Source organism: Paenibacillus naphthalenovorans, assembly GCF_001465255.1.
GTDB lineage: Bacteria > Bacillota > Bacilli > Paenibacillales > NBRC-103111 > Paenibacillus_G > Paenibacillus_G naphthalenovorans.
The window spans coordinates 3,928,362-3,952,600 of sequence record NZ_CP013652.1 but is presented as its reverse complement, the minus strand read 5'-3'; the positions used below and the strand labels follow the sequence as shown (position 1 = coordinate 3,952,600).

General features: G+C 53.0%; 23 protein-coding genes. 13 read left to right on the top strand and 10 right to left on the bottom strand.

Translation table 11 applies throughout. The features are described from left to right. Positions 1 to 50 precede the first annotated feature (50 nt). Positions 51 to 857: a serine/threonine protein kinase gene (locus IJ22_RS19375; RefSeq protein WP_062409991.1), complete on the top strand. Its 807-nt coding sequence runs from the start codon at positions 51 to 53 to the stop codon at positions 855 to 857. Here IJ22_RS19375 and IJ22_RS19370 read toward each other — a convergent pair. Next, positions 852 to 1,043, bottom strand: coding sequence for a hypothetical protein (locus IJ22_RS19370; RefSeq protein WP_062409990.1), 192 nt, complete (start codon positions 1,041 to 1,043; stop codon positions 852 to 854). The genes IJ22_RS19375 and IJ22_RS19370 overlap by 6 nt on opposite strands. A 397-nt stretch (positions 1,044 to 1,440) precedes the next feature. On the opposite strand from IJ22_RS19370, the gene IJ22_RS19365 reads away from it, so the two are divergent. The 5 genes from IJ22_RS19365 (at position 1,441) to IJ22_RS19345 (ending at position 8,493) form a co-directional block, all read left to right on the top strand. Further along, the gene (locus tag IJ22_RS19365; RefSeq protein WP_235594175.1) at positions 1,441 to 3,258 is read left to right on the top strand and encodes an LTA synthase family protein; all 1,818 of its coding nucleotides are present in this window, start codon (positions 1,441 to 1,443) and stop codon (positions 3,256 to 3,258) included. Between the two features lie 171 nt (positions 3,259 to 3,429). Further along, positions 3,430 to 4,749 carry a deoxyguanosinetriphosphate triphosphohydrolase family protein gene (locus tag IJ22_RS19360; protein ID WP_062409989.1) on the top strand — a complete coding sequence of 440 codons (1,320 nt, stop codon included), beginning with the start codon at positions 3,430 to 3,432 and terminating at the stop codon, positions 4,747 to 4,749. 83 nt (positions 4,750 to 4,832) lie between these two features. Further along, a complete protein-coding gene (locus IJ22_RS19355) occupies positions 4,833 to 5,666 on the top strand; it encodes a protein-glutamine gamma-glutamyltransferase (RefSeq protein WP_062409988.1) in 834 nt (277 codons plus the stop codon). A 226-nt stretch (positions 5,667 to 5,892) separates the two neighbouring features. Continuing rightward, on the top strand, positions 5,893 to 7,143 hold the full coding sequence (gene nagZ / locus IJ22_RS19350) for a beta-N-acetylhexosaminidase (RefSeq protein ID WP_235594174.1): 1,251 nt from the start codon (positions 5,893 to 5,895) through the stop codon (positions 7,141 to 7,143). 129 nt (positions 7,144 to 7,272) lie between these two features. Continuing rightward, positions 7,273 to 8,493 carry an MGDG synthase family glycosyltransferase gene (locus IJ22_RS19345; RefSeq protein WP_062409987.1) on the top strand — a complete coding sequence of 407 codons (1,221 nt, stop codon included), beginning with the start codon at positions 7,273 to 7,275 and terminating at the stop codon, positions 8,491 to 8,493. Between the two features lie 53 nt (positions 8,494 to 8,546). Here the strand turns inward: IJ22_RS19345 and yhfH are convergent, their stop codons facing one another. Further along, positions 8,547 to 8,708, bottom strand: coding sequence for a protein YhfH (gene yhfH / locus IJ22_RS25840; RefSeq protein WP_235594366.1), 162 nt, complete (start codon positions 8,706 to 8,708; stop codon positions 8,547 to 8,549). 317 nt (positions 8,709 to 9,025) lie between these two features. Between yhfH and IJ22_RS19335 the strand changes: the two genes are divergently transcribed. After that, complete coding sequence (locus tag IJ22_RS19335; RefSeq protein ID WP_062409985.1) at positions 9,026 to 9,643, top strand: nitroreductase family protein; 618 nt, start codon at positions 9,026 to 9,028, stop codon at positions 9,641 to 9,643. A gap of 70 nt (positions 9,644 to 9,713) precedes the next feature. On the opposite strand, the gene IJ22_RS19330 is transcribed toward IJ22_RS19335, so the two are convergent. Then, positions 9,714 to 10,202 (bottom strand): DnaJ family domain-containing protein, encoded by a 489-nt coding sequence (locus tag IJ22_RS19330; RefSeq protein WP_062409984.1) that lies wholly within the window; start codon positions 10,200 to 10,202, stop codon positions 9,714 to 9,716. A gap of 235 nt (positions 10,203 to 10,437) precedes the next feature. Here IJ22_RS19330 and IJ22_RS19325 point away from each other — a divergent pair, with 235 nt between their 5' ends. Then, entirely contained in the window at positions 10,438 to 11,112 is a 675-nt protein-coding gene (locus IJ22_RS19325) for a hypothetical protein (protein WP_062409983.1), read from the top strand. Positions 11,113 to 11,172: 60 nt separating this feature from the next. Here the strand turns inward: IJ22_RS19325 and IJ22_RS19320 are convergent, their stop codons facing one another. The 3 genes from IJ22_RS19320 to IJ22_RS19310 form a co-directional block, all read right to left on the bottom strand. Next, the gene (locus IJ22_RS19320; RefSeq protein ID WP_062409982.1) at positions 11,173 to 11,718 is read right to left on the bottom strand and encodes a hypothetical protein; all 546 of its coding nucleotides are present in this window, start codon (positions 11,716 to 11,718) and stop codon (positions 11,173 to 11,175) included. Positions 11,719 to 11,819: 101 nt separating this feature from the next. After that, positions 11,820 to 12,398 (bottom strand): small multi-drug export protein, encoded by a 579-nt coding sequence (locus IJ22_RS19315; RefSeq protein ID WP_062409981.1) that lies wholly within the window; start codon positions 12,396 to 12,398, stop codon positions 11,820 to 11,822. Between the two features lie 87 nt (positions 12,399 to 12,485). Further along, entirely contained in the window at positions 12,486 to 12,719 is a 234-nt protein-coding gene (locus IJ22_RS19310; RefSeq protein ID WP_054820347.1) for a helix-turn-helix transcriptional regulator, read from the bottom strand. Positions 12,720 to 12,873: 154 nt separating this feature from the next. Here IJ22_RS19310 and IJ22_RS19305 point away from each other — a divergent pair, with 154 nt between their 5' ends. Genes IJ22_RS19305 through rnhA form a run of 3 tightly spaced genes read left to right on the top strand, consistent with a single transcriptional unit; the run spans position 12,874 to position 16,273 of the window. Beyond that, on the top strand, positions 12,874 to 13,731 hold the full coding sequence (locus tag IJ22_RS19305; RefSeq protein ID WP_062409980.1) for a glycosyltransferase family 2 protein: 858 nt from the start codon (positions 12,874 to 12,876) through the stop codon (positions 13,729 to 13,731). A 6-nt stretch (positions 13,732 to 13,737) separates the two neighbouring features. Further along, positions 13,738 to 15,567, top strand: coding sequence for a DNA helicase RecQ (gene recQ / locus IJ22_RS19300; protein WP_235594173.1), 1,830 nt, complete (start codon positions 13,738 to 13,740; stop codon positions 15,565 to 15,567). A 49-nt stretch (positions 15,568 to 15,616) separates the two neighbouring features. Further along, entirely contained in the window at positions 15,617 to 16,273 is a 657-nt protein-coding gene (gene rnhA / locus IJ22_RS19295; RefSeq protein ID WP_062409979.1) for a ribonuclease H, read from the top strand. A gap of 61 nt (positions 16,274 to 16,334) precedes the next feature. Here the strand turns inward: rnhA and IJ22_RS19290 are convergent, their stop codons facing one another. After that, positions 16,335 to 16,580, bottom strand: a complete 246-nt coding sequence (locus IJ22_RS19290) for a hypothetical protein (protein WP_054820332.1) — start codon at positions 16,578 to 16,580, stop codon at positions 16,335 to 16,337. Positions 16,581 to 16,693: 113 nt separating this feature from the next. On the opposite strand from IJ22_RS19290, the gene IJ22_RS19285 reads away from it, so the two are divergent. Then, positions 16,694 to 18,496 (top strand): ABC transporter ATP-binding protein, encoded by a 1,803-nt coding sequence (locus IJ22_RS19285; protein WP_062409978.1) that lies wholly within the window; start codon positions 16,694 to 16,696, stop codon positions 18,494 to 18,496. Positions 18,497 to 18,535: 39 nt separating this feature from the next. Further along, positions 18,536 to 20,623, top strand: a complete 2,088-nt coding sequence (locus IJ22_RS19280) for an ABC transporter ATP-binding protein (RefSeq protein WP_062409977.1) — start codon at positions 18,536 to 18,538, stop codon at positions 20,621 to 20,623. A gap of 153 nt (positions 20,624 to 20,776) precedes the next feature. On the opposite strand, the gene IJ22_RS19275 is transcribed toward IJ22_RS19280, so the two are convergent. From IJ22_RS19275 to IJ22_RS19265, 3 genes are all read right to left on the bottom strand, one after another. Next, positions 20,777 to 21,970 (bottom strand): conserved virulence factor C family protein, encoded by a 1,194-nt coding sequence (locus IJ22_RS19275; RefSeq protein WP_062409976.1) that lies wholly within the window; start codon positions 21,968 to 21,970, stop codon positions 20,777 to 20,779. A gap of 104 nt (positions 21,971 to 22,074) precedes the next feature. After that, positions 22,075 to 22,665 (bottom strand): guanylate kinase, encoded by a 591-nt coding sequence (locus tag IJ22_RS19270; RefSeq protein ID WP_062409975.1) that lies wholly within the window; start codon positions 22,663 to 22,665, stop codon positions 22,075 to 22,077. Positions 22,666 to 22,767: 102 nt separating this feature from the next. Further along, entirely contained in the window at positions 22,768 to 24,189 is a 1,422-nt protein-coding gene (locus IJ22_RS19265) for a DEAD/DEAH box helicase (protein ID WP_062409974.1), read from the bottom strand. Positions 24,190 to 24,239: the final 50 nt, after the last annotated feature.

The window sequence follows — 24,239 nt, the reverse complement described above, 5'->3', positions numbered from 1 at the left end:
AAGACGTGAATTCCGAACATTCCCATCCGGAATCGTGAAAGGAGCGCACCATGCTGGGACTGGGCTACATCAAGCAGGTATACCAGGCTTGGATCGATTATCCGTGGAAGGAAGGCCTGCTGTTGGCGGACAGGTACGAAATCATTGAATTTCTCGGAGAAGGAAGCTATGGCTTGACTTATTTGTGTCAGGATACGGTCAGGGGCGACAAGGTTGTCGTAAAGCAGGCCAAGCCTAGTAAAGGAAAGCGGAGCAGGCATCTGCTCGAACGGGAGATGGCCATACTGGAACGGCTCCGTCATCCGAACATTCCGGGGTGCCGCGGGTCGTTTTGGCACAACAAGCACTTATGTATGGCTGTCGATTGGGTGGAGGGTCATACGGTGGAGGACCTTCTCTTTGAACAAAATCGCGGATTTTCCGAAAGGGAAAGTCTGGAGTGTATCGTTCGTTTGATGAGTATTGTCCGGTTTGTCCATGCTCAAGGCTATGTTCATCTGGATATCCGGATACCGAATGTGATGATCAGAAACGGCGAGCCCGTTTTGATCGATTTTGGTTTGGCGAGACGCATTGGGGATGTGGACGGATCGGACACGGACATGAATGAACAATCGGGAATACGGAGAACGCCGGAGGTAAAGAGCGACTTGTACGCCGTCGGCCATTTCCTGCTTTTTATGCTGTATTCGTCTTATGAAGAGCGGCCCGGCCAGTTAGAGAAAGACTGGCAGGAGGAGCTCTCCCTTACGTCACATACCAGAAAAATAGTACGGCGGCTGCTGCAAATCGAACCGCCGTATGAAGATGCGTCATCGCTTATACGGGACTTGAAGCAAGCGCTCCGGACGTTATGAACTGGAGCGGTTTTTATTTTTGTAGTATTTATGCCCGTATGGGGAATGACCGTAGCCGGATCGGGACGGCGAAGAGGAATACTTGCGCGAATGACGGTATTTGTCCGAGCTGTTCCCATAGCGGTAGCCGCCGTGTTTAGGCTTGCGAAACGAATAAACCATTTTTCTCAGCAAATTTTTGAACATACCGGATCCCTCCCTTGGTTTGGTGGGTACTACGAAGAAGAATCCGGAAGGTTTCGCCCGTAACTCGGAGTAAGGAGAAATGTTGGCGATCTCCTAAGTCTTTTTTTGTCGTTTTTAAGGTTTTTTCTGCGACTAAAGCGCTATTTTAAGACTTTCATGTTTTTTTCATGTTAATTTAATGTTTGTTCTTTACAATATCTTAATATTGATTTCCGCTGTATAAAGAAGCGGGCTGATAGGAGAGTGAGAAACGATGCGTCCCTTGGCATCCAGAGGACAGCCAAAGTCATCACGATTAGCGCAAGCCCGCGCGATCCAAAACAAAGTGATCCTAGTGTCATTGCTTATTGTTCCATTTCTGCTTGTGTTTGGGATGGAACTGATACAGAGGGGTAATGTGCAGGAAACCTGGGATTGGCTCACCGCCAATCCGAAGCTTTTTGCTGTGAATGCTTTGCTTGCCTTTTTCGTGTTTTTACTAATCTATTGTTTGATCGGATCGCTCTTTTTTGCCATGGGATTCAGCACCCTGCTGCTGATGCTGATGTCACTCATCAGTTTTTTTAAGCAGAAGCTGATCGGGGAACCATTTTTTCCGTGGGACATTTTCCTGAAAAAAGAGAGCATGAATATTATTCCCCTGGTCACCAGTAAAGAGGCATTGGTTCGCTTGGTCCTCGTCTTCGGGATTTCGGCCGGTATTTTCCTGCTCAGGATCTGGCTGCCGCGATGGCCGATGAAGCTGTGGGTTCGCATGACACTGGGCCTGATGGCTGTTCTCGCGCTGTATTCCTTCGGTGTGAGGGCGCCTTGGGCGGAGAAGGTCATGGCTCAGGCGGGCGTTAATGAAATCGTTTGGAACCAGCAGCAGAATTACGGGGAAAACGGGATTTCGTTGGCTTTTACCATGAATGTGAAAAATTCGATCGTTCCCAAACCGTCCGGCTACAGCGAGCTCTCCATTGCCAATATGGCGGAAGGCTTAAATGAGTTGGTCGGCGCGTCGAAGGCCTCCGTATCGAATGACAAAAAGCCGAACGTGATCTTCATTATGAATGAAGCGTTTTGGGATCCGACGCTGCTTCCGGGAGTTAAATTCAATAAAGACCCCCTCCCGACGGTTCACCGTCTGCAGAAGAAAACGACGTCGGGGTACCTCTTGTCTCCCCAATTCGGAGGAGGCACCAGCAACGTGGAGTTTGAGGTGTTGACCGGGCAATCGATGAGCAACCTGCCTGCGGGGTCCATACCATACCAGCAGTATATCAGAAAACCGATTCCGAGCCTGGCCAGCTATTTTAAAAACCAGGGCTACCGGAGCGTGGCGATTCATTCCTATGATGGCTGGTTTTGGAATAGGGAAGAAGTGTATCAGTATATGGGCTTCGATGATTTCAAAAGCAAAGAAGATTTTGACAATCCGGAATATCGGGGTGCCTTCATCTCCGACGATGAAGTGTCGCGCAGTATAATCGACGAGGTGGAAGCAAACGACAATCCGACGTTTATATACGCCGTAACGATGGAGAATCACGGGCCCTACAATGATAACCGTTACGGAGAGACCGACATTAAAGTTGAAGGGAATCTGACCGAAGAAGCGCGAAACACGCTTCAAACGTACGCGCAGGGAGTGTACAATGCGGACCACAGCCTGAAGATGCTGATCGATCATTTCGAGAAGTCGGATGAGCCGACGGTCATCGTCTTCTACGGGGACCATCTGCCGATGCTGGGTTATGATTATGATGTGTATGTTCAAAGCGGATTTGTGTCTACGGGAAGGTCCGACCAGTGGTCGCTTGAAGAACAGAAACGGATTCACAGTGTGCCGTTTGTGATGTGGTCCAATATGGACCTGCCTAAGGAGCATGTGCCGATTCTGAGCAATTCGTTCTTGAACGCTTATGTCCTTGACCGGCTGCAGATGGAGAAGCCGGCGGCCTGGGCTTACAATTTCGAGCTTTCCCGGAAGGTGCCGGGGCTGCTGCGCGGCTTGGTGGTCGATTCCGGTCAAGTTTTGTACAATTCGCCTCCGTCTTCCGTAGCAAGCGATGTAGAGAAGTACCGCGAGCTGCAGTATGACGAAATGTTCGGCGGGCAGTATCTTGCCAAGTACTTGGATTCCAATGGGTTTACCCGCAGCGATGAACAGCCTGACGGCTTTGACCATGTGAATATTGCAAGTGAAGAGGAAGTCGACGCCGCTCAATGAGCGGCGTTTCTTTGCGGCCGCTTATGAGGCCGGGAACCTCGGAGATGAGTGTTTTATGCGATCACCTGTACCTTTTCTTTGGAAAAACAAATATGCTACAATTTCCTGAAGATGACACATTTCTGATGTTGAAACGGATCATAGTAAATTACATCAGGAGGAGGAAGGGATATGGATCTGCGAAAGCTTCGATTGGACGAACCGGCGCACGGCACTTTCAGCGAGGAACGGGACGAGTATGAACGGGATTATGCCAGGTTAATACAATCTCCGGCCTTTCGCCGATTGCAGGGCAAATCGCAGGTGTTCGGAGCGGGCTCGGGCGATTACTATCGGACGCGGCTCACGCATTCTCTGGAAGTATCGCAAATTGCCCGTGAGACAGCTCGCCGAATGGGCAAGCAGTACCCTTTTCTGGCCCGTAAAGAACATCCGGGGCTGATGCTGGACCCGGCGGTAGTGGAATGCGCCTCGCTTGCGCATGATCTGGGGCATCCGCCGTTCGGCCACAAGGGCGAAGAAGTGCTGAATCAGCTGCTCAATGAAGAATACGGTCTGGAATATGAAGGAAATGCGCAAAATTTCCGTATCCTCATGTTTCTTGAAAAGCGGGCGGGCAGCGACAGCGGACTCGATTTAACCGCCGCCGTACTGCTGGCCATTAATAAATATCCTTTTCGTTTGGAAGACCCCGGTCGGCATAAGGGCGTATATTCGATGGAATGGGACGGGAGAATCGCCGAACTTCGGGACCGGTGGAAAATGCCCGAGGGCTGCTCGACTTTAGAGGCCCAGCTTATGGACTTGTCCGACGATATTGCGTATTCCACCCATGACATTGAGGATGGCATTCGTGCAGGGAAGATCCAGATGAATCGGACCTTCTTTGAGGATGACAGACTTGTGGAGCATCTCATTCAGGAGATCGTCAACGACCAAGGCAATCTGGAGGTCGGTTGGGAGCAGGTGGATATCGGTGCGATGGTCAGACGTGTGCTGGATACTTATCTGGAGCAGTGGGAAACGATTTATGCGGAATGCGGTAAGGAAGCTTCCAGAACCCGCAGAGAGATAAAAGCCCGCTGGGTCAGCACGTTTGCGGGCCGCGTCGGCATTATTGATGATCCTAAGAAGGGCTGGAAGCGGGTCACGTTCGTACGGGACGGACAGCAGGATCTGGAGCTGCTGCGGACGATGGAGATCTTGAAGAAGCTGGCCTGGGTTACATTGATTAAGGATTTTCGCGTACAGCGGCTGCAGAAGCGCAGCGAGATCATGATCCGGCGCCTGTGGGACAGCTTTAAGGTACCCGATCACGGTCGGCTCATCATCCCGGCCGATTGGGTGGCCAGTTACGAGCAGCATAAGGCTCAATGGTCTTGGCCGCGTTTTGTGGCCGACTACATCTCCGGGATGACGGATGCTTACGCCGAGAAGGTGTATGCCGAGCTGTTCGCCAGCAAATCCGGTTCGATATACGAGATGGACTGATTCGTCGGTCTGCCATAGGGCCTCCAAGGCATATAATGGATCGAGCGATCTAATCGCGAGACAGGGCCAAAGGGGGAACGGGCGTGATTATCATAGCAGGGGGGAGCGTCCCCGTCGACTTGTATGGAATGACTCCACTGGAGCGGGAGATCGCGGAGCAAAAGATTAGGAGCGGGACGCCGTTCCATTACGAATCCATGAAATCGCTGCGCTTCGAGCTTAAGCTGAGAGAGGCCATCGTTGATTCTTCCGTCGCTATGCAGAGGAGCGGTGCCGTTTTCAGATCGTTCAAAAAATCATTTTGCAATGAAGCGTATTGGATTCGTACCGAGAACGGAGCATTTCAGCAAAGACCGTTTGTGAGGCCTGCTGATGCGATAAGGGATATTTATGTAAACGGTCATTTGTACGGTTTTGAGTGCGCAACGGCGGTAATCATCGTTTTATATAAAGCAGTGCTTGAAACGATCGGTACCGCTGCTTTCGATCGGCTGTTTGCCAATTTATATTTGTACTCTTGGCATCATGACAGTGATCTCCGGCTGATTACGGTGTATGGAAAACGGCTGGCATTTCCGGGGGATATCGTGTATTTCAAAAACCCTGATGTGGATCCGGAAATGATCCATTGGCAGGGGGAGAACGCCGTTAAGCTAAACGGCGACCTCTATTTTGGCCACGGAATCGGTATTATGAATGCGGAGGGAATCATCTCCAGATTGAATCGGTATCGGAAGCCGGGAAGCACAGTGTCGGCCTACTTGCTGGATGAGGCGACATACCCGAATTTTTTCTATTTGCAGCAAGCGGCGTCCTTCCGGGATTTCACGGAGGAGATATCGATGGTGTCGTCAATAGACGATACGGAATGCATTATCGCACGTATCGGTTGCCGAACAGGGATTTATGCCGTCTGATTCTTTCCGGTTGCGAAGAGGTTGTGCGGGCAATGAAAAAAGGAGCGCACCCAGAAGGATGCGGCCTTTTTTGTTGCCTGGGACGTCGGTTCTCGCGCCGCGGTTTCGCAGACTGTCAATAAATAGCAAACCCATGGAACATCCCGAACATGGTTTACCTCCCTCTATTTTCGGGTAATGATAACGTTATGGGGTTCATCTGGGCAAAGAGAGGCGATGAAGGACTGTGCGCTATTCAGGAACTAACCGCTTCAGGGTGTTCGTCCTTGCGGTATGGTGCGTCATGCTGCTCTTGACGATAACAGGCTGTATATCCTCCAACCAGCAGAGCGAGCCGTCTGCCGAGAAGGAGCGTGAGACAGAGCGGCCGACCAAGGATCCGGTTCAAGAACGAATTGAACGGATGACGCAGGATGAGAAGATCGGACAGATGATGATTGTCGGACTGGACGGCTCCGAGATAAGCGAGACAGCCAAAGCGATGATCGGTACGTACCATGTGGGCGGATTTATTTTTTATAAGGACAATATAAAGGACAGCAGGCAACTGATAGAGCTGACCAATTCGTTAAAAGCAGCCAATGCGGCAACGGGTGCACCGCCGCTCTGGCTCAGTGTAGATGAGGAGGGCGGTCGTGTAACCAGGATGCCGCCGGAGCTTGTGAAAGTGCCCGCGGCGGAAAAGATCGGGAAAGCAGACAACCCGGAGCTGGCACAAAACATTGGACAAACGCTCGGTAAGGGGTTAACCGCGCTCGGAATGAATATGAATTTCGCACCGGTGCTCGACGTAAACAGCAACCCGAACAACCCGGTGATCGGGGACAGGTCTTATGACTCCAGGCCCGAACGTGTCGCTGCGATAGGGATTCAGGTGATGAAGGGCTTGCAGAAAAGTCAGGTGATCCCGGTTGTAAAGCATTTTCCGGGCCACGGGGATACAACGGTAGATTCACATATCGGCTTGCCGGTGGTGAATCATGACATGGACCGGCTGAGAGCGCTCGAGCTGAAGCCTTTTGCCGAGGCGGTTCACAGCGGTGCCGAGGCAGTCATGGTAGGGCATATGTTACTGCCAAAGCTGGACAAAGAGGCACCGGCTTCCTTGTCCAGGCCAGTGGTTACGGATTTGCTGCGCAAGGAGCTCGGATTCACAGGAGTAGTGATCACCGATGATCTTACGATGGGCGCGATTATTAAACAATACAATATCGGCCAGGCGGCCGTACGGTCTGTTGACGCAGGAAGCGACGTGCTGCTCGTAGGCCACGGTTTTGACGAGGCCAAGCATGTATATGATGCCGTACAGCAGGCGGTTCGTGATGGTATACTGACAATGGAACAGATTGACCAAAGCGTCGCCCGTATTCTCCGCTTGAAGGAAAAGTACCGGCTAAGCGATGAACAGGCCCCGTTTCCTGACCTGACTCGAATAAATGACGATATGCAAAACGCGGTTAAAGCTATAGCCCCATAGAGGGCGGCCGCCGCTTGCCATTTTTAAGAAAGTTTTAAGCTCAACATAAGGGATTTCCAATCACTTTTGTTTATTATTAGATCTAAATAGACAGAGAAAAAAACCAATCCTCATATGGGGGGCTTTACCATGGCGGTAAATAACAAATGGAATACGGGAGCCCGGGCTTTGGTGCTTTCGGGAGATCTGGGGGACGGCCATCGTCAAGCCGCACGCGCTTTGGCGGAAGCATGCAGTGCGGGAACTGTACCTTGGGTGGAGGCGGAAACGGTCGATTTTTTGCGGCGGATTCATCCCAACCTTCATCCGTTTGTAAGATACGGCTTTCTCAAAGGAGTGGAGAAGGCGCCGGGCGTATACGGATATTTATATAAGAAAACGAGAGCGAGCCAAAGCCTGTCGCTGCCTTTTCGATGCCTTCTGGGGATGGGGCTGCAGCGGCTGGCCGCATTGGTGAACGAAAAGCAGCCGGATGTCATTATATGTACTTTTCCCTTGGCTGCAGCGGCCGTATCGCTGTTGAAGTCGAGAACCGGACTACGGACGCCGCTGGTTACGGTGATCACGGACCATACCGATCACAGCCTGTGGCTGAATCCGCACACGGACCTGTATTTGGTCGGTTCAGAGTCGGTATCCGCAGCCTTGCGGCAGCGGGGCATCCCGGCAACCAGCTTGTGTGTGACCGGCATTCCGGTGCGTTCGTGTTTTTCCGAGGCTTCAGAATCAGACCGGGAGGCTTTGAAGCGGAGATTAGGGTTAAACCCGGAGCTTCCGCTGGTCATGGTTATGGGCGGCGGCTGCGGCTTGCTTAGTGAGGAGACCAGAGCATTGATTCGTTCGTCCGTTTTGCGGCGGCACGTACAGCTTACCCTTATCTGCGGCAGTAATGATGCGGCCCGTTTTCGGCTGGAAAAGGAGCTGGACAAGAATCCGACGCCGAACATCCGGATTACCGGTTTTGTCGATAATATTCATGAGTGGATGGCAGCGGCCGACTTGCTGGTAACCAAGCCCGGGGGCTTAACGACATCGGAAGCGGCTACCGCGGGATTGCCGATGCTGTTGTACAAGCCCATTCCCGGACAAGAGGAGGACAATGCGTCCGTTCTGGAGAAGGCGGGGATCGCCGTTATCGCTTCAAAGGAACGGAAGCTCCGGGATCAGCTTCTGGAGCTGGTGGAAAACCGCGCAGCTTTATCGGCCATGAGAGCCAAGGCCAGGCAGTTTCGAAGCAACCGGCCGGCGGAACAGGCATGGGATGCGATCATGAAGCTCCAGCCCGCAGATCAGCTGAACAGAGAAACTCGGCAGACGCTTGCTGTCAGGGAGGCGCAAGCCGGCACATAACACAAACAACGCCCCTGTTTCAGGGGCGTTAAATTATGTTTAATGCGTGTGGATTATTCATTTGTCGTTCCTGTGACGGGGCTAAGCGGGTAGAATGTAACACCCTTGCATGAAGGGCATATACAGCTGTAACAGTCGGCCATTTCTTCCAGCGTCTCTCCGCAAGTATCGCAGCATTTCAAAGGCAAACTTTCATAAAACTCGGTTGAACGCATCAGCATGCGAATCATTCCCTTCGTTCATGATACCTCTACTATACTGCAAAAGAACTTGAATTGTAAGCGCTTTTTTAGCGTTCACAAATTCTTCATTATCAACTTCATTGAATAACCGGGCAAAAGGGCATCGAATTTGAAATTCCGAGGCGGCCGTTTCGAGGCATTTTTTTAACATTTATTTCAGAACCGAATGCTCCGCATCTTGAGCGGAAAAAATAAACTCGGACGGGCAGGGCTTCAATGCATATGCTTTACAAAAGTAAGTAAGCCGCTGTAATATATACAATATAAAAAAATAGCAGGAGTGGAGAATCATGAGTCAACTGGAACAAAAACAGGATGCGCTGCAAGTGATGTTTTCCCGTCATTCCGTTCGTAAATATGAAAGAGGCTTCGTCATTCCGGAGGCTGAGCTGAATGAAATTTTTCAGGCGGCAGCGAGCGCTCCGTCCTCTTGGAACTTGCAGCATTGGCGTTTTCTTGTGATTAGCGAGCAAGCGAATAAAGACCGATTGCTTCCGATCGCCTTCGGGCAGCAGCAAGTTTCGGACGCTTCTGTTGTCGTCATAGTGCTTGGGGATCTCCAGGCTAATCTGGCTGCTCCTGTCGTATATGAGAAGGCTTCTCAGGACATTCGTGAGATGATGGTGAAGCAAATTGAAGGGGCTTATGCCAATAATCCGGTTGTCGCACGGGATGAAGCGATCCGCAACGCTTCACTGGCTGCCATGCAGCTGATGCTGGCCGCCAAAGCCAAAGGTTATGACAGTGTACCCATGGGTGGGTACAACCAGGCGGCTCTGATTCAGGAGTTTAACATTCCGGAGCGTTATGTGCCCGTGATGATGATTCCGATCGGTAAAGCCGCCAGCCCGGCGCGTCCTACAGAGCGACTGCCGCTCGATAGTTTGGTTATCCGGGAAAGCTTCTAAGCAATCCGTTCCATCTACTTAAGGCTCCCGCTTTCCAGGCAAGCTGCCGCGGAGGCGGGGCTTATTCTTTTTATGGACTGTACCAGCATTCATACTGTTCCCTAAGGTTGGCGCGAGTGACCTTCTTACGGTGCAGGGTCAAGCTGGGAGCTTGATGGTTCAGTTCTGCAATCTGTTTGTTCGTGTCAGCAAGCAGAGCATCAATCTCAGGATCGCCGGGGCTTTTCTTCATCAGCTCCATTGCGGCTTCCATATTAGCGCGAATTTCCTTGAGCAGCACAAGCCAAGGAGGCTGAACGTTAGCTTGCCGCAAGATCGACGACAGAATATCTCCCGTAGGGACCTCAAGCGGCTTGCCTATTCCCGGCAAACGCTCAAGACCTCCGCTGCGGACGAATTCCTCGTAAGCATCATCCACTCTCCGCTGTATTTCCGCTTGCGCGACGGCAATCACATCCCGGTCCTCCAAAGTTTCTTTAGGCAAGGGAATGATCGGCCGTTCATGATCCTCCCTGTTCCTGTTAGAAACGTTATGGTTTTCAGGCTGTTTTTTGTACAACTGCCAACACCCCTTCTGCAGAATCCATCAGGTATCAGCGTAGCGGAAACAAAGATCAGGGTCAAGAGAGATTGGGGATAAGAGGCATTGGCCGTTTTCCGAAGCGCATGGATAATAAGCTCATGAAGGAAAAGCCGTAAAGCGTTCATGTCCATTGGTGAGAAGCGGCCCGGTTTGCTATAATTAAAAAAAACTCGCTTATGCAAGCGATCGTTCCTAACAGGAGGTAGACACTATGCAATATTATCGAATAACCGATATTGAAGATCCTTATTTCCGCCAAATGCATCAACTGATGCAAAATGTGTTTCCGCCGGAAGAGGTTCTCGAATATGAGCTTTGGGCAGAACCGCTCCGCGACCCCGGTATCCGGGTATTTGTCGCCATTCAGGATGGAGAGGTTGTGGGCGCTACGGAGTACCGCTATTACAAGGATCTTCAAGTGGCCATGACGGATTTCACCATCATCGGCAAGGAAGGGCTTGGCGTCGGGCCTTTCTTGGCCAACCGCCGTATGGAGGATTTGCGTGCAGTGGTTTCGGAATCCGGAGGAACCCTTCTGGGGATGTTCGCCGAAATTTACAATCCTTATTTGTCCGACCGGCTGGAATTCGGAGGAGTCAAAGCCATGAATCCGTTCGTGCGCCGCGAAGTGCTTGCCCATCTCGGTTACCGGAAGCTGGATTTTGACTACATACACCCTTCCTGGCACAATGACGGTGAAGCCGTTCACGGACTCGACCTTTGTTTTATGCCGATCGCGGATGAAAAGATAGAGGCTGTACCGGCATCTCTGGTATCCAGTTTTCTGGAGAAATATTATGCCGTCCTGCCTCAAAAGCCGGATGCCTGGTACGAGATGGTGCAGCGGCTGAAGCAGCGTGAGACGGTTCGGCTGCTGCCGATTTAAATAAGATTAAACGTGAAATAGCGGACTCAGAGGCGAGTCCGCTATTTCATATGAGGCAGATTATTCTTCATCGTTCTTTAAGGCCAGTTCCAGTTCATCCAATGTTTTTTCCAGACCGTAGTTAAGAAGCAGTGTTTTGAAGCCCTTGTTCTGATGCTCCGCGAGCGCGTCCAATCGTTTTTTCAGATCCTTGCGGATATAGACGCGGTACTGTTCGTGGGTTTCATTACGTTCCTTTTTCTTCAGTGTGCCTTCCAGCACCTGAAGCAATGCGCTGCGGGTCCCCATTGGCGATTCCGCCGGTTTTGCAGCGGGAATGTCCTCCGTAATAACGACTGGTGAGGCGATTCCTGGCTCTTGCTCCGCTTCGCCGTCGTTAGCAACAGCCGATTTGGCGCGCTTGCGCAGCTTAGCGACGGATTCTTTCACCTCCAAGGCGGGCTTGGTCTCGCCCGCCTTGGGCGCTTCCGTTTCTGGAGCAGCCGTTTTGCGGCGGGATCGCTTTGTCGGGGAGAGTCCCTTCCGGTCTGAAGCGGGTATTTCCTGCATCATCACTGCCGTTTCCGTCGTAACCATGCCTTCGAGCTGCTTTTCTTGTGGCGGCATTTCAAATACCTCCTTGATCAACTCAGAATAGGCGGTGCATTTCTATATTGTAACACAGGTATGACGTATAAACATAGGGCAGGAGTAATCTATTATATAGCCTAAGATACGCGAGACTGATCAAACCAACCGATAAAGCCGAGACCATAAACGGAACCGACAGCCATGAGTACCGTCCACACCAGCAGACTGACCGTCATCCATGACATCACCCAGCGGCGCGAGGAGCCAAAAGAAAGCGCCAGTAAGGTGGCGATGTCGGTGCCGACAAGAGCCGGGGCCAGCAAGGCGAGGCCGGGAACCCCGTATTTTTCCCATATTTGTCTGGCGCGGCGGTACTTTTTCGGACTGCCGGCCAGATCTGACGAGGCGGCTTCGCCCGAGCCTTCTTCAATTGCAGTGCTTCCGCCGCCCGAAGCTTCTGCGGCCATTTGCCGCTTTAATGCTTTACGGGCTTTGACGCGCGCTCTCCATGCCGTAAACTCACGGAAAAACAAGGCCAGCAGCAAAAGCGGGATCCAGTTGCCGACAAATGCGACAATCGATACTCCGAACGGATTCAAGCCCCAGGCGACCCCAAGCGGCACGACTACAAATACATCAAGCCATGGTGCGGCGGCCATCAGAAACACGACGACATATTGCCACGCCGCTCCCCAATCGTTTTGCATCATATCCATCCTTAGTTAATCATCCTTTCTAATGCGGTTTACTCATTACTTTCTGTGCCATTTGCGCAGCTCCCGCCAATAAAGCATCGGTGTCATTCATTGATGATCCCTCCCTTTCTGTTCGTTAACCACGTTATCCTCCAAATAAAACACTTCTTCCACGGGCATTCCAAAGGCGGCGGCAATTTTCAGCGCCAGCACGACAGACGGGGCGTAATCTCCCTTTTCGATCATACCGATCGTTTGACGGGTTGCCCCGACCTTGCGCCCCAGATCCTCCTGGGACCAATCGAAACGTGCCCGCAGCTCTTTGACTCTGGTTCGCAGCATAGCATTCTTCCTTTCGAGTCATCCCTCATATCATTGTTAATTTCACATCACATATTGTAATGTATACTTAACATTTCGACAAGCATATTTAACAATGTTTTGATATTGGAGTTTCCCTTGACTTCAATTTTCGGTATAGTGTCTGTAGGAAGAAATGAGAGAGCGAGGCGAGCAGGAAATGGATCGGCAGCCGCTGATATCCGTGATTATACCGACCTATAACCGGCCGGACTTTTTGTGCGAGCTGATGGAGTCGCTGTGGCGGCAGACATACCGGCAGCTGCAGATTATTATTGTCAATGACTGCGGAGAATCCGTTGATTTTGTAAAAGACCTGTATCCGGAGCTGGATATTACGGTTGTCCATTTGGAAAGCAATCAAAAGCATGTGCATGCGCGCAACAAAGGGCTCGAATTCGTACGCGGCGAGTATATTATGCTGTGCGACGACGACGACCTGCTGCTGCCGGGCCATGTGGAACGGATGCTCCAGGAGCTTGAAGACAGCGACTTGGTTTATTCCGATGTTGAAATTTTCGATTACGTGGTGGACGAAGCGGGTGTGCGCTGGCCGACGAACCGGTTAGTATTCGCCTATGAGTATGATGCCGCCGGGATGCGCCGGTTTTCGACCTTCTTTTCGTCCGGCTGTCTCTATCGGAAAACGCTGCAGGACCGTTTGGGTTTATTCGATCCGGAGATGTATCATTATTGGGATTGGGATTTTTATTTGCGGACGGCGGAGCATTATCGGGTCAAAAGGGTGCCGGTGGCCAGCGCGTTGTATGCTTTTGCACAAAGCGGCGGCAGCAATATGTCAGGGGATTTGGAGGATATGCGCCCGTTTTTGGACAAGCTGTCGGCCAAGCACGGACTGGGAGAACTGCCGACCAAAAACTTTTTTCTGCTGTTGGAGGAGCCGGAGATGAAGGCGCGAAAGGCAGCTACGGAAATACTGTGGGACGGGAAGCCGATCGTGTCCAGGCGGGTCGGCTGGCAAAAGGAGGCATAACTACTTATGCTGGGGATGAATGACAGAAAGGAGCCTGTGTTTTCCGCCACTATGGAGGAAGCGCGGGAACTGCTGCGCAAGTACTATGGGTATCCCGATTTTCGCGAGGGTCAGAAAAAAGTGATTGCCAGCATCCTGAATGGAAACGATACGCTGGGCATCATGCCGACAGGTGGAGGAAAATCGATCTGCTATCAGATACCGGCGATGCTCATGAGCGGAACGACGATCGTTATATCGCCGCTGATCTCTTTGATGAAGGATCAGGTGGACGGTCTGGATAGCATTGGCGTACCGGCGGCGTACATCAACAGCTCGCTTTCTTATGCGCAGGTGGAGCTTCGCATACGTAAAGCCGAGCGGGGGGAATACAAGCTGCTCTACGTAGCGCCGGAGCGTCTGGAGTCGGAACGGTTTCTTGAGCTGCTGTCGAACTTGGTGGTGCCGATGGTGGCTGTCGATGAAGCGCACTGCGTATCGCAGTGGGGACACGATTTCCGGCCGAGCTACATGCGGATTAACCAGCTTGTGGCGCACTTGCCCGAGAGGCCGCTGCTTGGGGCTTTCACGGCGACGGCGACCGACCAGGTTCGCGAGGATATCGTCCGGCACTTGAAGCTGCGGGAGCCGCAAGTGTTCGTCACCGGGTTTGCGCGGGAAAACTTGTCGTTTTCTGTCGTAAAGGGCGAGAACAAGCGGGATGTGCTGATGAGATATATCCGCGAACACGCCGAGGAAGCGGGCATTGTCTACGCAGCTACGCGCAAGGAGGTTGACCAGCTGTGTGAATTTTTGCGCCGTCAGGGCGTGGCGGCAGGCAGATATCATGCCGGTATGACGGACAAGGAGCGGGCGGAAGCCCAGGAGCAGTTCCTTTACGACGAGGTGCGTGTGATGGTGGCCAGCAACGCATTCGGTATGGGTATAGACAAATCGAATGTGCGCTACGTCATCCACTTCAACATGCCGAAAAACATGGAGGCTTATTATCAGGAAGCCGGTCGGGCGGGCCGTGACGGCGAGCCGAGCGATTGTCTGCTGCTGTTCAGCCCTCAGGATATTCATATCCAGAAGTTTTTGATCGAGCAATCTGTCGGCGATCCCGAGCGGCAGTCCCAGGAATATCGCAAACTTCAGCAGATGGCGGACTACTGCCATACCCCGCAATGTTTGCAGCGGTACATCGTTCGCTATTTCGGCGGCGACACGGCGGAGGATTGCGGGCAATGCAGCAACTGCGTCAGCCCGGATCTGGAGCTGACCGATATTACGCTGGAGGCGCAGCAAATTTTTTCCTGTGTGCGGCGCATGCGTGAACGGTTCGGCATGACGCTGGTCGCGTCGGTGCTGAAGGGATCGAGGAACAAGAAGGTGCTGGAGCTTGGATTCGATAGCCTGAGCACGTATGGCTTGATGAAAAGCCGGACGGAGAAGGATATCATTGATCTGATCCAGCTGCTGATCGCAGAAGGCTACCTGCAGCTGACCGAGGGCAAGTATCCGGTGCTGAAGCTGACGGCGAAAGCGTCTGGCGTACTTGCGGGGGCGGACCGGGTTGTGCAGCGGGTGAGGAAAAAATCTGCGGCGCCGGCGGTCAAGGACGTGGAGACGGAGCTGTTCGACGAATTGCGGCAGCTGCGTATGGAGATTGCAAAGCGGGAAGGGATTCCGCCTTATATTGTGTTCCCGGACAGCACGCTGCGCGAAATGTGCGGGGTGAAGCCTACCAACCCGGCGGCGATGCTGAAGATCAAGGGTGTCGGGGAAGCGAAATTTTTCAAATACGGAGCTTATTTTATCGAATTTTTCAAGCGGCGGCAGGAGCAGCCGCAGTGAGAAGGTAATGATGGGATGAGTTTGGACGGGAGAAAGGAGGCGCAGCAGCGTGGCGAAATCGAAGTTTTATGTGGTTTGGGAAGGGCGCCGGCCCGGCATATACAAGACGTGGGCCGAATGCCAGGCACAAACGAACGGATATCCGCAGGCAAAGTTTAAAGCTTATGAAAGCGAGTCGGATGCAAAAAAGGCGTTTGAGGCCGGATGGAAAAAAGCGTTTGGCGCCGCAGCCCGGGCTCAAGCGAACGGGGCGGCCAAGAGCGCCGATGGACAAGCGGCGGCGGGAGAGCTGCCGACCGAGATCGAACTGGACAGCCTTTCCGTGGACGTTGGCTGCAGCGGCAATCCCGGTATTGTCGAATACAAAGGCGTTTATACGCGGACAGGCGAAGTGCTGTTCCAGCATCCGCCGATCTCTAAGGGGACGAATAACATGGGGGAATTCCTTGCGATCGTGCACGGACTGGCTTACCTCAAGAAACAAGGAAGCGCCATGACCATCTACAGCGATTCGATGACCGCCATCAGCTGGGTGCGGAAGAAAGCCGTCGCCTCTACATTGGTGCGGGACGCATCCACCAAGGAAATCTGGACGCTGGTCGATCGTGCGGAAGCGTGGCTGAAGCACAACAGCTACCCGAATAAAATCGTAAAGTGGAACACGAAGGCGTGGGGCGAGATCAAAGCCGATTACGGGAGAAAATAAGTAGTTGAAACCGCCAAGAGCGCCTGCTCCTGCAAAAGGAATGGGCGCTCTTGTTTTCGTGCTATTTATCTTGCCGATCAATGTGCAAGCGCGGTTTTCTTTTATACGTCGTATCCTTGTACACTTCTTCCTCCTGGCTTTCGAGCGGCAGGCTCACCAGTTCCCATTCCGTTTGCCCCATGGCCGGATCATACGGAAATTCGTCCCCGCGTTTAAGCGTCTCTTCGCGTCCCCATTCATTTTCGTAAATCCCGTCGGTTTCGACTTCCTCGCTAGATACCGGATTCATCCTCTTGTCTTCTGCCATGTTTGCCAAAATCCTCCCTTGTGTTCGTTTCGCACCTTAGTATGCCCGCAGAATCCCGTTATCATGAAAATTTTCCATTGTCGTTTAACCAAAATATGGTATGGTAAAGAAGTATGCTTCATGATGAACAGCGACCGGATTTCATTTTGCGGGAGGTGAGCGCATTGTCCTTTGTCAGCAGACTTTCTTGGTTTTTCCGCGAACGCTGGAGCAGGTATGCTCTGGCTATCATGATCATGACTGCGGTAAATGTGCTGAACATGATTCCGCCCCGCATGATTGGCGGTATTATCGACCAAATTCGGACGGGGACCCTGACGGGTGCGGAGCTGCGGCAAGGCGTGCTCCTGCTGGTCGGCCTGGCTTTGCTAATTTATCTCATGATTTACTTGTGGATTACAACCCTGTTCGGCAATTCGATACTCCTTGAGAAACGGCTGCGCACCCGGTTGATTCAGCATTTAACGCGGATGTCGCCCTCCTTTTTCCATAGAAACAGCACGGGCGAACTGATGGCGCTGGCCACCAATGATATCCCGGCAATCGGTCAGACGGCGGGGTACGGTGTCATGACACTGGTCAACACGATTGCCGGCACGACCGTAGTGATTGTAACCATGGTTTCGTTCATCAGTTGGAAGCTCATGCTGGCGGCGCTCATTCCGCTGCCGCTGCTGACGCTTGTCATCAGTATCCTTGGCAGGCAGACGCGCAGGCGCTTTGCCAGCGCGCAGACCGCTTTCGGACGCATGAACGACCAGGCGCTCGAATCGATCTCAGGCATGCGCGTCATACGTTCCTATGTGCAGGAGCAGTATGATTTGCGTGCGTTTGACCGGATCACCAGCGACGTGATGGAGAAAAATATGCGTGTTGCGGTAATTCACGCGATGTTCCATCCGACCGTCACGCTGATTGTCGGCATGAGCTATGTCATTGGCATCGGGTATGGGGCTTATTTGGTGTTCCATAATGAAATTACCTTGGGACAGCTGGTGTCCTTCAATATATACCTGGGGATGCTCATCTGGCCGATGATTGCGTTTGGCGAATTCATTAATGTTCTGCAGCGCGGTACCGCATCGGTTGACCGGTTGAGCCGGACCTTTGAACAGCAGCCGGATGTTCGGAATCCGGTTCATCCCAAGCCGCTGGAGAGTCCGGAGTCGATTGAGTTTTGCCGGCTTACGTTTCGTTATCCCGGCGCTGCGTATGACAGCCTCACCGCTGTATCTTTAAGGGTGGACCGCGGGCAGACGCTGGGTATTGTCGGTCGGACCGGCAGCGGCAAAAGCACGCTTTTAAAGCAGCTGCTCCGCTTTTACCCGGCGCCTCCGGGCAGTATTCGGATTTCCGGGATCCCCTTGGAGGAACTGGCCATGGAGCGCGTGCGCGAATGGATCGGCTATGTGCCGCAGGAGCATCTTCTGCTTTCCAAATCCGTCAGGGATAATATTGCTCTGGGACGCCCCTATGCTTCTGAGGGGGATATTCGTCGGGTGATTGAACTGGCTTCATTCACGAAGGATGCGGAGCTGCTGCCGCACGGGCTTCAGACCATCGTGGGAGAAAACGGGGTTATGCTATCCGGAGGCCAGAAGCAGCGTGTTAGCATCGCAAGGGCCCTTCTTGCCGATCCGGATATCCTGATCTTGGACGATGCGTTGTCGGCTGTGGATGCTCGGACGGAAAGCGCCATTCTTCAAGCGATTCGGAGGGAGCGTACCGGAAAAACGACATGGATTGCTGCGCATCGCCTTTCTACGGTCATGCATGCGGATCGGATCATTGTGCTGGAGGACGGACGCATTGCCGAAGAAGGAACGCATGAACAGTTGATGAAACAGGGCGGATGGTACAGGAATCAATTTGAACGGCAGCAGCTGGAGGCCAAGCTGCTCGATTCATCAAATTAGCGTCTGACAGGCGAACAGGAAGGAAGTGCGCGGGCTTATATGGATGAGAGGGAACAAACACCCGTGTTTCGCAGGCTGTTCGGTTATGCGATGCTGTTCAAATACCGCATTGCCGCGGCTCTGCTCGTACTTTGCTGCGCAGTAGGCGCGGAGCTTGCCGGACCTTTTATAGCGAAAACCATCATCGACCGTCATATTGGCAGCATCCAGCTTCCTTGGTATGAGAAGGTTTCGGAAGCTCCGCTCGGGAGCACGATGGCGCAGGTCGAGTTGGACGGCCGCATCTATGTTCGCGAAGACTGGGTGAAAAGTGAACATCTGGAACACGGGATGTGGAGGGAAGCAATAATTCTACAGCTTGAGCGCGGGCTATATCTGGTTCGTAACGTGCCGGGCGGCGAAGGAACCTGGACGCTGGAGACGGATGGCGACGGTCCGGCGGGAGCGCAGGTCAGATGGACCGGGGCCGGCGGCGAATCCGAGCGGTTTCCCGCGCGCAAGCTCACTGCTGCGGAGGCCGGCAGCTTTTATCAGCATGACATCGTGCCGGTGATTCGCTGGCTGCTGTTGTTTGTCTGCCTTCTTGCCCTGGGAAGCGTGCTGCATTACATCCAGGGGTACACTTTGCAAGCCACTGCACTACGGATTATTCAACGGATGCGAATGGATCTGATGCGGCATATTCAACGGATTCCGATCCGCTATTTCGACAACACGCCCATCGGTCAGGTCGTATCCCGGATAGCTAACGATACGGAAGCGATCCGCGATTTGTTTATGAGCTTTATGGCTACGTTTGTGGTCAGCATGATCAACATTATCGGGATTTATATTGCTTTATTTTTACTTGATATAAGGTTGGCCCTGGTTACGCTTTTGTTTATTCCGTTATTTACAATCGTGATGCTGGTTCATCTAAAATATTCCAAAAAGTACATCTCCATTATGAGGGCCAGACTCAGTGACATGAATGCGATGATCAGTGAATCGATCGCCGTTATGCCGATTCTGCAGGCCTTTCGGCAGGAAGCAAGGCGCCTTGATGAATTCGATGCGCTCAATGAAGACCGGTATCGCAGCAACATCAGGCAAAACCGCGTATTTTCCCTGTCCTCACGGAACTTCACCGGGCTTGTCGGCGCGTTATTTACCGCAGGGGTGCTTTGGTATTTCGGCGGGCAGTCGCTTCACTCTTCGATTTCCTTCGGTGTGTTTTATGCCTTTATTGACTATACGGGCCGTTTCTTCCAGCCGATTATCGGAATTTTCGATCAGCTGCTGAATGCGCAGAGAGCCGTCGTGTCGGCAGAAAAGGTATTCGCATTGATGGATATGGAAGGGACGGAGGTGGAGGAGACAGAGAAGGTTCCCAGACCGCAAGGGCATGTGGCGTTTGACCGTGTTTCTTTTGCTTATCAGGAGGCAGAGCCCGTCCTGCGGGGAATCTCCTTTGAAGCGAAAAAAGGGGAGACCGTAGCATTGGTCGGACATACCGGCTCCGGCAAAAGTTCGATCATGAATTTGCTGCTCGGCTTTTACGAGCCAACCTCGGGGGAAATTCGTATCGACGGCATCAACATCCGATCCATGTCCAAGCAGGCACTGCGCAAGCATATGGGGATTGTGCTGCAGGACCCTTTCCTGTTCGAGGGTGATATCAAATTTAATGTAAGTTTGTATAATGAGGCCATTGGCCCTGAACAGGTACGCAAGGCGCTGGCCGACGTCGGCGCGTCGGGTTTTGTAGAGCAGCTGCCAGGAGGGTACGACGAGCCGGTAGTGGAGCGGGGGAGCACGTTGTCTTCCGGGCAGCGGCAGTTGATTTCTTTTGCACGGGCATTGGCATTCGATCCGGCGATTCTTATCCTGGATGAAGCGACGGCAAACATCGACAGCGAAACGGAAGGCTTGATCCAGGAGGCGCTGAGAATCGTCAGCGCGGGTCGGACCACCTTTATTATCGCGCACCGGCTCTCTACGATTCGCGATGCGGATCAAATTCTGGTACTGCAACGCGGTGAAATCGTCGAGCGCGGCACGCATGAGCAGTTAATGCAGCTGGAGGGTCGTTATTATCGTATGTATCAGCTACAATCCGGCGGACTGGCGCCGCCCACCACAGCGTAGAGGATCGGCGCCTTCCGCAAAATCGGATGACCCGCCTCGCGAGTCGTTGAACGGCTGCAGGCAGAGTTGGGAGACGGGGGCTAGCTTTCGCCGGAACGCCTTATCATGCTTGCATCAGGAAAGAAAGAGACGTTCCGGCATGATCCCCCGTAGTTATGAATGATTTCGGCGAGCCATTTGCTGCCATACGGACCCTTCCGCCGCCTGGCCGCCTTCGATGCGCTCTAGCGCCATGCGTACCTGCATCCGGACTTCAAACTCCGGATCATCCTGGGCCTCGCGCAGCGCTGGAAGGGCTTGTTCGTCGCCAACCTCGTACAGGAAGCGGGCGGCGCGCCAACGGACCAGCTTGTTGGGATCCTGCAGTGCCTCAATCATCGCTTCTTGAGCAGCGGGGTCTCCCAAGTCGGACAGGGTATCGCCTGCTGTTCGGCGTACGGATGAGGAGACGTCGCGTAAAGCGCGATACAGATAAGGAAGTACCTTTGGATCTTTCAGATCGCCCAGATAGACCGCGGCCAAGCGTCGGACATTGGCTTGCTCATCCTCCAGCGCCTTCAGCAGCAGCGGAAGCGTGGAGTCGGAAGGTTTGATCTGCTGCAAGGCAGCGTAACGCTGTTTCCAATCGGGTGCATTCAACTGCCGCTCCGTTTCTTCATAGCTCAGTGTTTTCCGGCCGGTTTTGGCCAGCTCTCGTGCTTCACCTTGGGCCGGTCCTTCCTGCGCTTGAGCGATTAACTGTTCCAGCTGCTCGTCGCTGTAAGCGGCATCCAGTTCCTGAACGACATCATTCAATACCTCCTGTAGCTCGCCGTAGCGGGTATCCCAGTCGTCGAGCGACCGTTCCTTAATCAGGTTGGGCGAGGCCGCCGCGGCACGAATGGCAGCGTCACTGAAACGCTGCGGAAGAGCATCGCGTCGTTCTTCCAGGCCGTTGGTCACCCTCACTTGAAGCGGGATGCCGCGAAAGTGCTGCAGCCGCACCTTCACTTCGCCGAAAGCGGCCTCCTCCGCATCATTAGCAGGGATACGTTCGCCAGGCTGGTTTGCGCCCGACGGTGCGCTTACGGGGGATATACCGGAATCGGCCTCGCCCAAGATCGCCCGTGCCTCAGCCAATATGCTCGGCCAATCCCCTTTGGGAGTCCGGTCCAAAGCGATAAAATCCGCTGCCCGGTATAATGACTTCACTCCTTCTATGGCAAGCAGCTGCCGCAGCTTCGGAGCCTGGGCTTCTGCCGCTTTATCCCGGGTAAACGTCTGGCGCACCCCGTCGGGGAGCTTTTCTGTTACGTTAATTTTCATCGTGTTCGGACTGGGTGTAGGTTCGATGGATATAATGTTCATGAACGCTTCCTCCTGTCTATTCTCGTTTGGACTAGCAAAAAGGACCGTCAGCCCTCGGGGACAAATCGGTCCTTTTGTTGTTATTCCGTTTCTTTCCGGTGTTCTTAGTCAAGATCAAGCAAATTACGGTGAAGGTAATTGTCGTCAAGCGTCTTCGTCAAATCGAAAACGGTGTGCGCCAGGTCCAGGTTCTCGAACGCATGCTCACAGGAGTCTTTATATGCCATTTCTTCATCATAATGCGACATGTACCGGTTGATCAGCTCCGGCGAATCCCCGCGTTCCTGCTCTCTGCGCATGACGGTATCCCTGTCGGCGTAGATAAAAATACGGATAACGCGGTCTCCATAAATTTTCTTTAACATTTCCGCACCGTACCGGTTCAGAATAAGGTAAATGGCCCCGTGTTTTTGCAGCATTTGGGCGACATCCTTTTCTTTGATCCCATATCGGTTGCCGTCAATTTCCACAACCTCAATGAACTCATTGTTGGCCTCGGCCGCCGCGAACTGCTCACGCGACACAAAATGATAATCTTGTCCGTCAACCTCAGAAGAACGCGGAGGGCGGGTCGTGTACGAGAGAACTTGCTTCATCCCCAGCGTGCTGCCGGACATTTGGGCTACGGTTCTTCTTCCGGCACCGTTAGGGCCGGTAAAAACAAAAATAAGTTCCTTATCCTTCAACTCGTACATGGAAACCCTCCTTCAGGTGAAAGTAATTAATACTAACATGCCTACTTCATATTCTACATGTTCCAGGATGCAAGGTAAAGTTCCAAGCCGTCAGCCGTTTTTTTAGCGTCCCCGCCGTCTGCCGCCGTTTCGCGGTTTCGGCTGCTGTGCCTGACCGCGCTCGCCGCGTCCGCGCCCGCGCCCTTGGGCCGACCGTTCGCCCGTTGCAGCTGTACGGCCGCGGGACTGGCGACGGTCACCCGGCGCAGGGCTTCGTTCGCGTCCTTGCGTCGAGCGCTCGGAAGCTGAACCGCGACCACGTTTCCGGGCAGAGCGTTCGCCCGCCGCTGTGCTGCGTCCGCGGCCTTCGGCAGCAGACGTGCTGCGCCCGTGAGTGGGAGTGCCGAACTCGCCGGGCTCATTGTCCCGCGCTTTGCCCGATTGTTTCGGCAGCCTGCTCTTAATGCCTTTTTCGATCAGTTCAAGATAAGTGGTATCTCTAGGGGCGGCGAACGTAATCGCTTTTCCTCTTTGACCTGCCCGGCCCGTTCGACCGATTCGGTGGATGTAGCTTTCCGCTTCATGCGGAATGTCGTAATTGAACAAATGGGTGATGCCCTCGACATCCAGCCCTCTTGCAGCCACATCGGTAGCTACCAATAACTGGATCTTGGCTTCGCGAAACCGTTTCATGACTTGCTCCCGTTTGGCCTGAGTAAGATCCCCATGCAGTTCGTCGGATGCATAGCCGCGTTCAAGGAGTTCATGGTTCAGCTTGCTTGCCCGCAGCTTCGTCCGGCAGAAAATCATCGCCAAATAAGGGTTTTCTTCCTCTATGAGTTTACATAACGCTTCAAATTTGCCGCGGTCCGTCGTTTGGATCACCACTTGTTCGATTTCATCTAACGTGATGCGCTTGGCTTTCACTTCGATTTCCACTGGCTGGCGCATATACGCTTTGGCCAGCTCCCGGATGCGCTGAGGCATGGTGGCCGAAAAAAGCAGCGTCTGCCGACGGGAGGGAGTGGCTGAGATGATCTCCTCGACTTCCGGGAAAAATCCCATATGCAGCATTTGATCAGCTTCATCGAGAACCAGTATCGAAAGCTTGTGCAGTTGAACCGTACCCCGCCGCAGATGATCCAACAGGCGTCCGGGTGTTGCTACAATTATATGTATGCTTCCTTCAAGCTTCCGAATCTGCCTTTCGACGTCCTGCCCGCCGTAAGCCGATAGCACGCGAACCCCTTTGAGCGGGGACCACCGTTTAACTTCTTCCGTAATTTGTATGGCCAGCTCCCGGGTAGGTGTGACGATCAAAGCCTGAACATGCGGCCGACCGGGGTCAATGGTTTCCAGAATCGGAAGTACAAAAGCAAGGGTCTTCCCCGTACCCGTCTGCGCCTGGGCAATAATGTCCTTGCCGGTTAGTGCTGTGGGAATCGCTTCCCGCTGAATAGGGGTAGGTTCCGTAAGCCCGTGCTTCTGAAGCGACTTAGCCAATTCTGTACTGACGCCGAGCAGAGCAAACTCATTTTTCTTCATTATAATATCTCCTCAATGCTTGAATTATTCTACTTATTAATACTGCATTC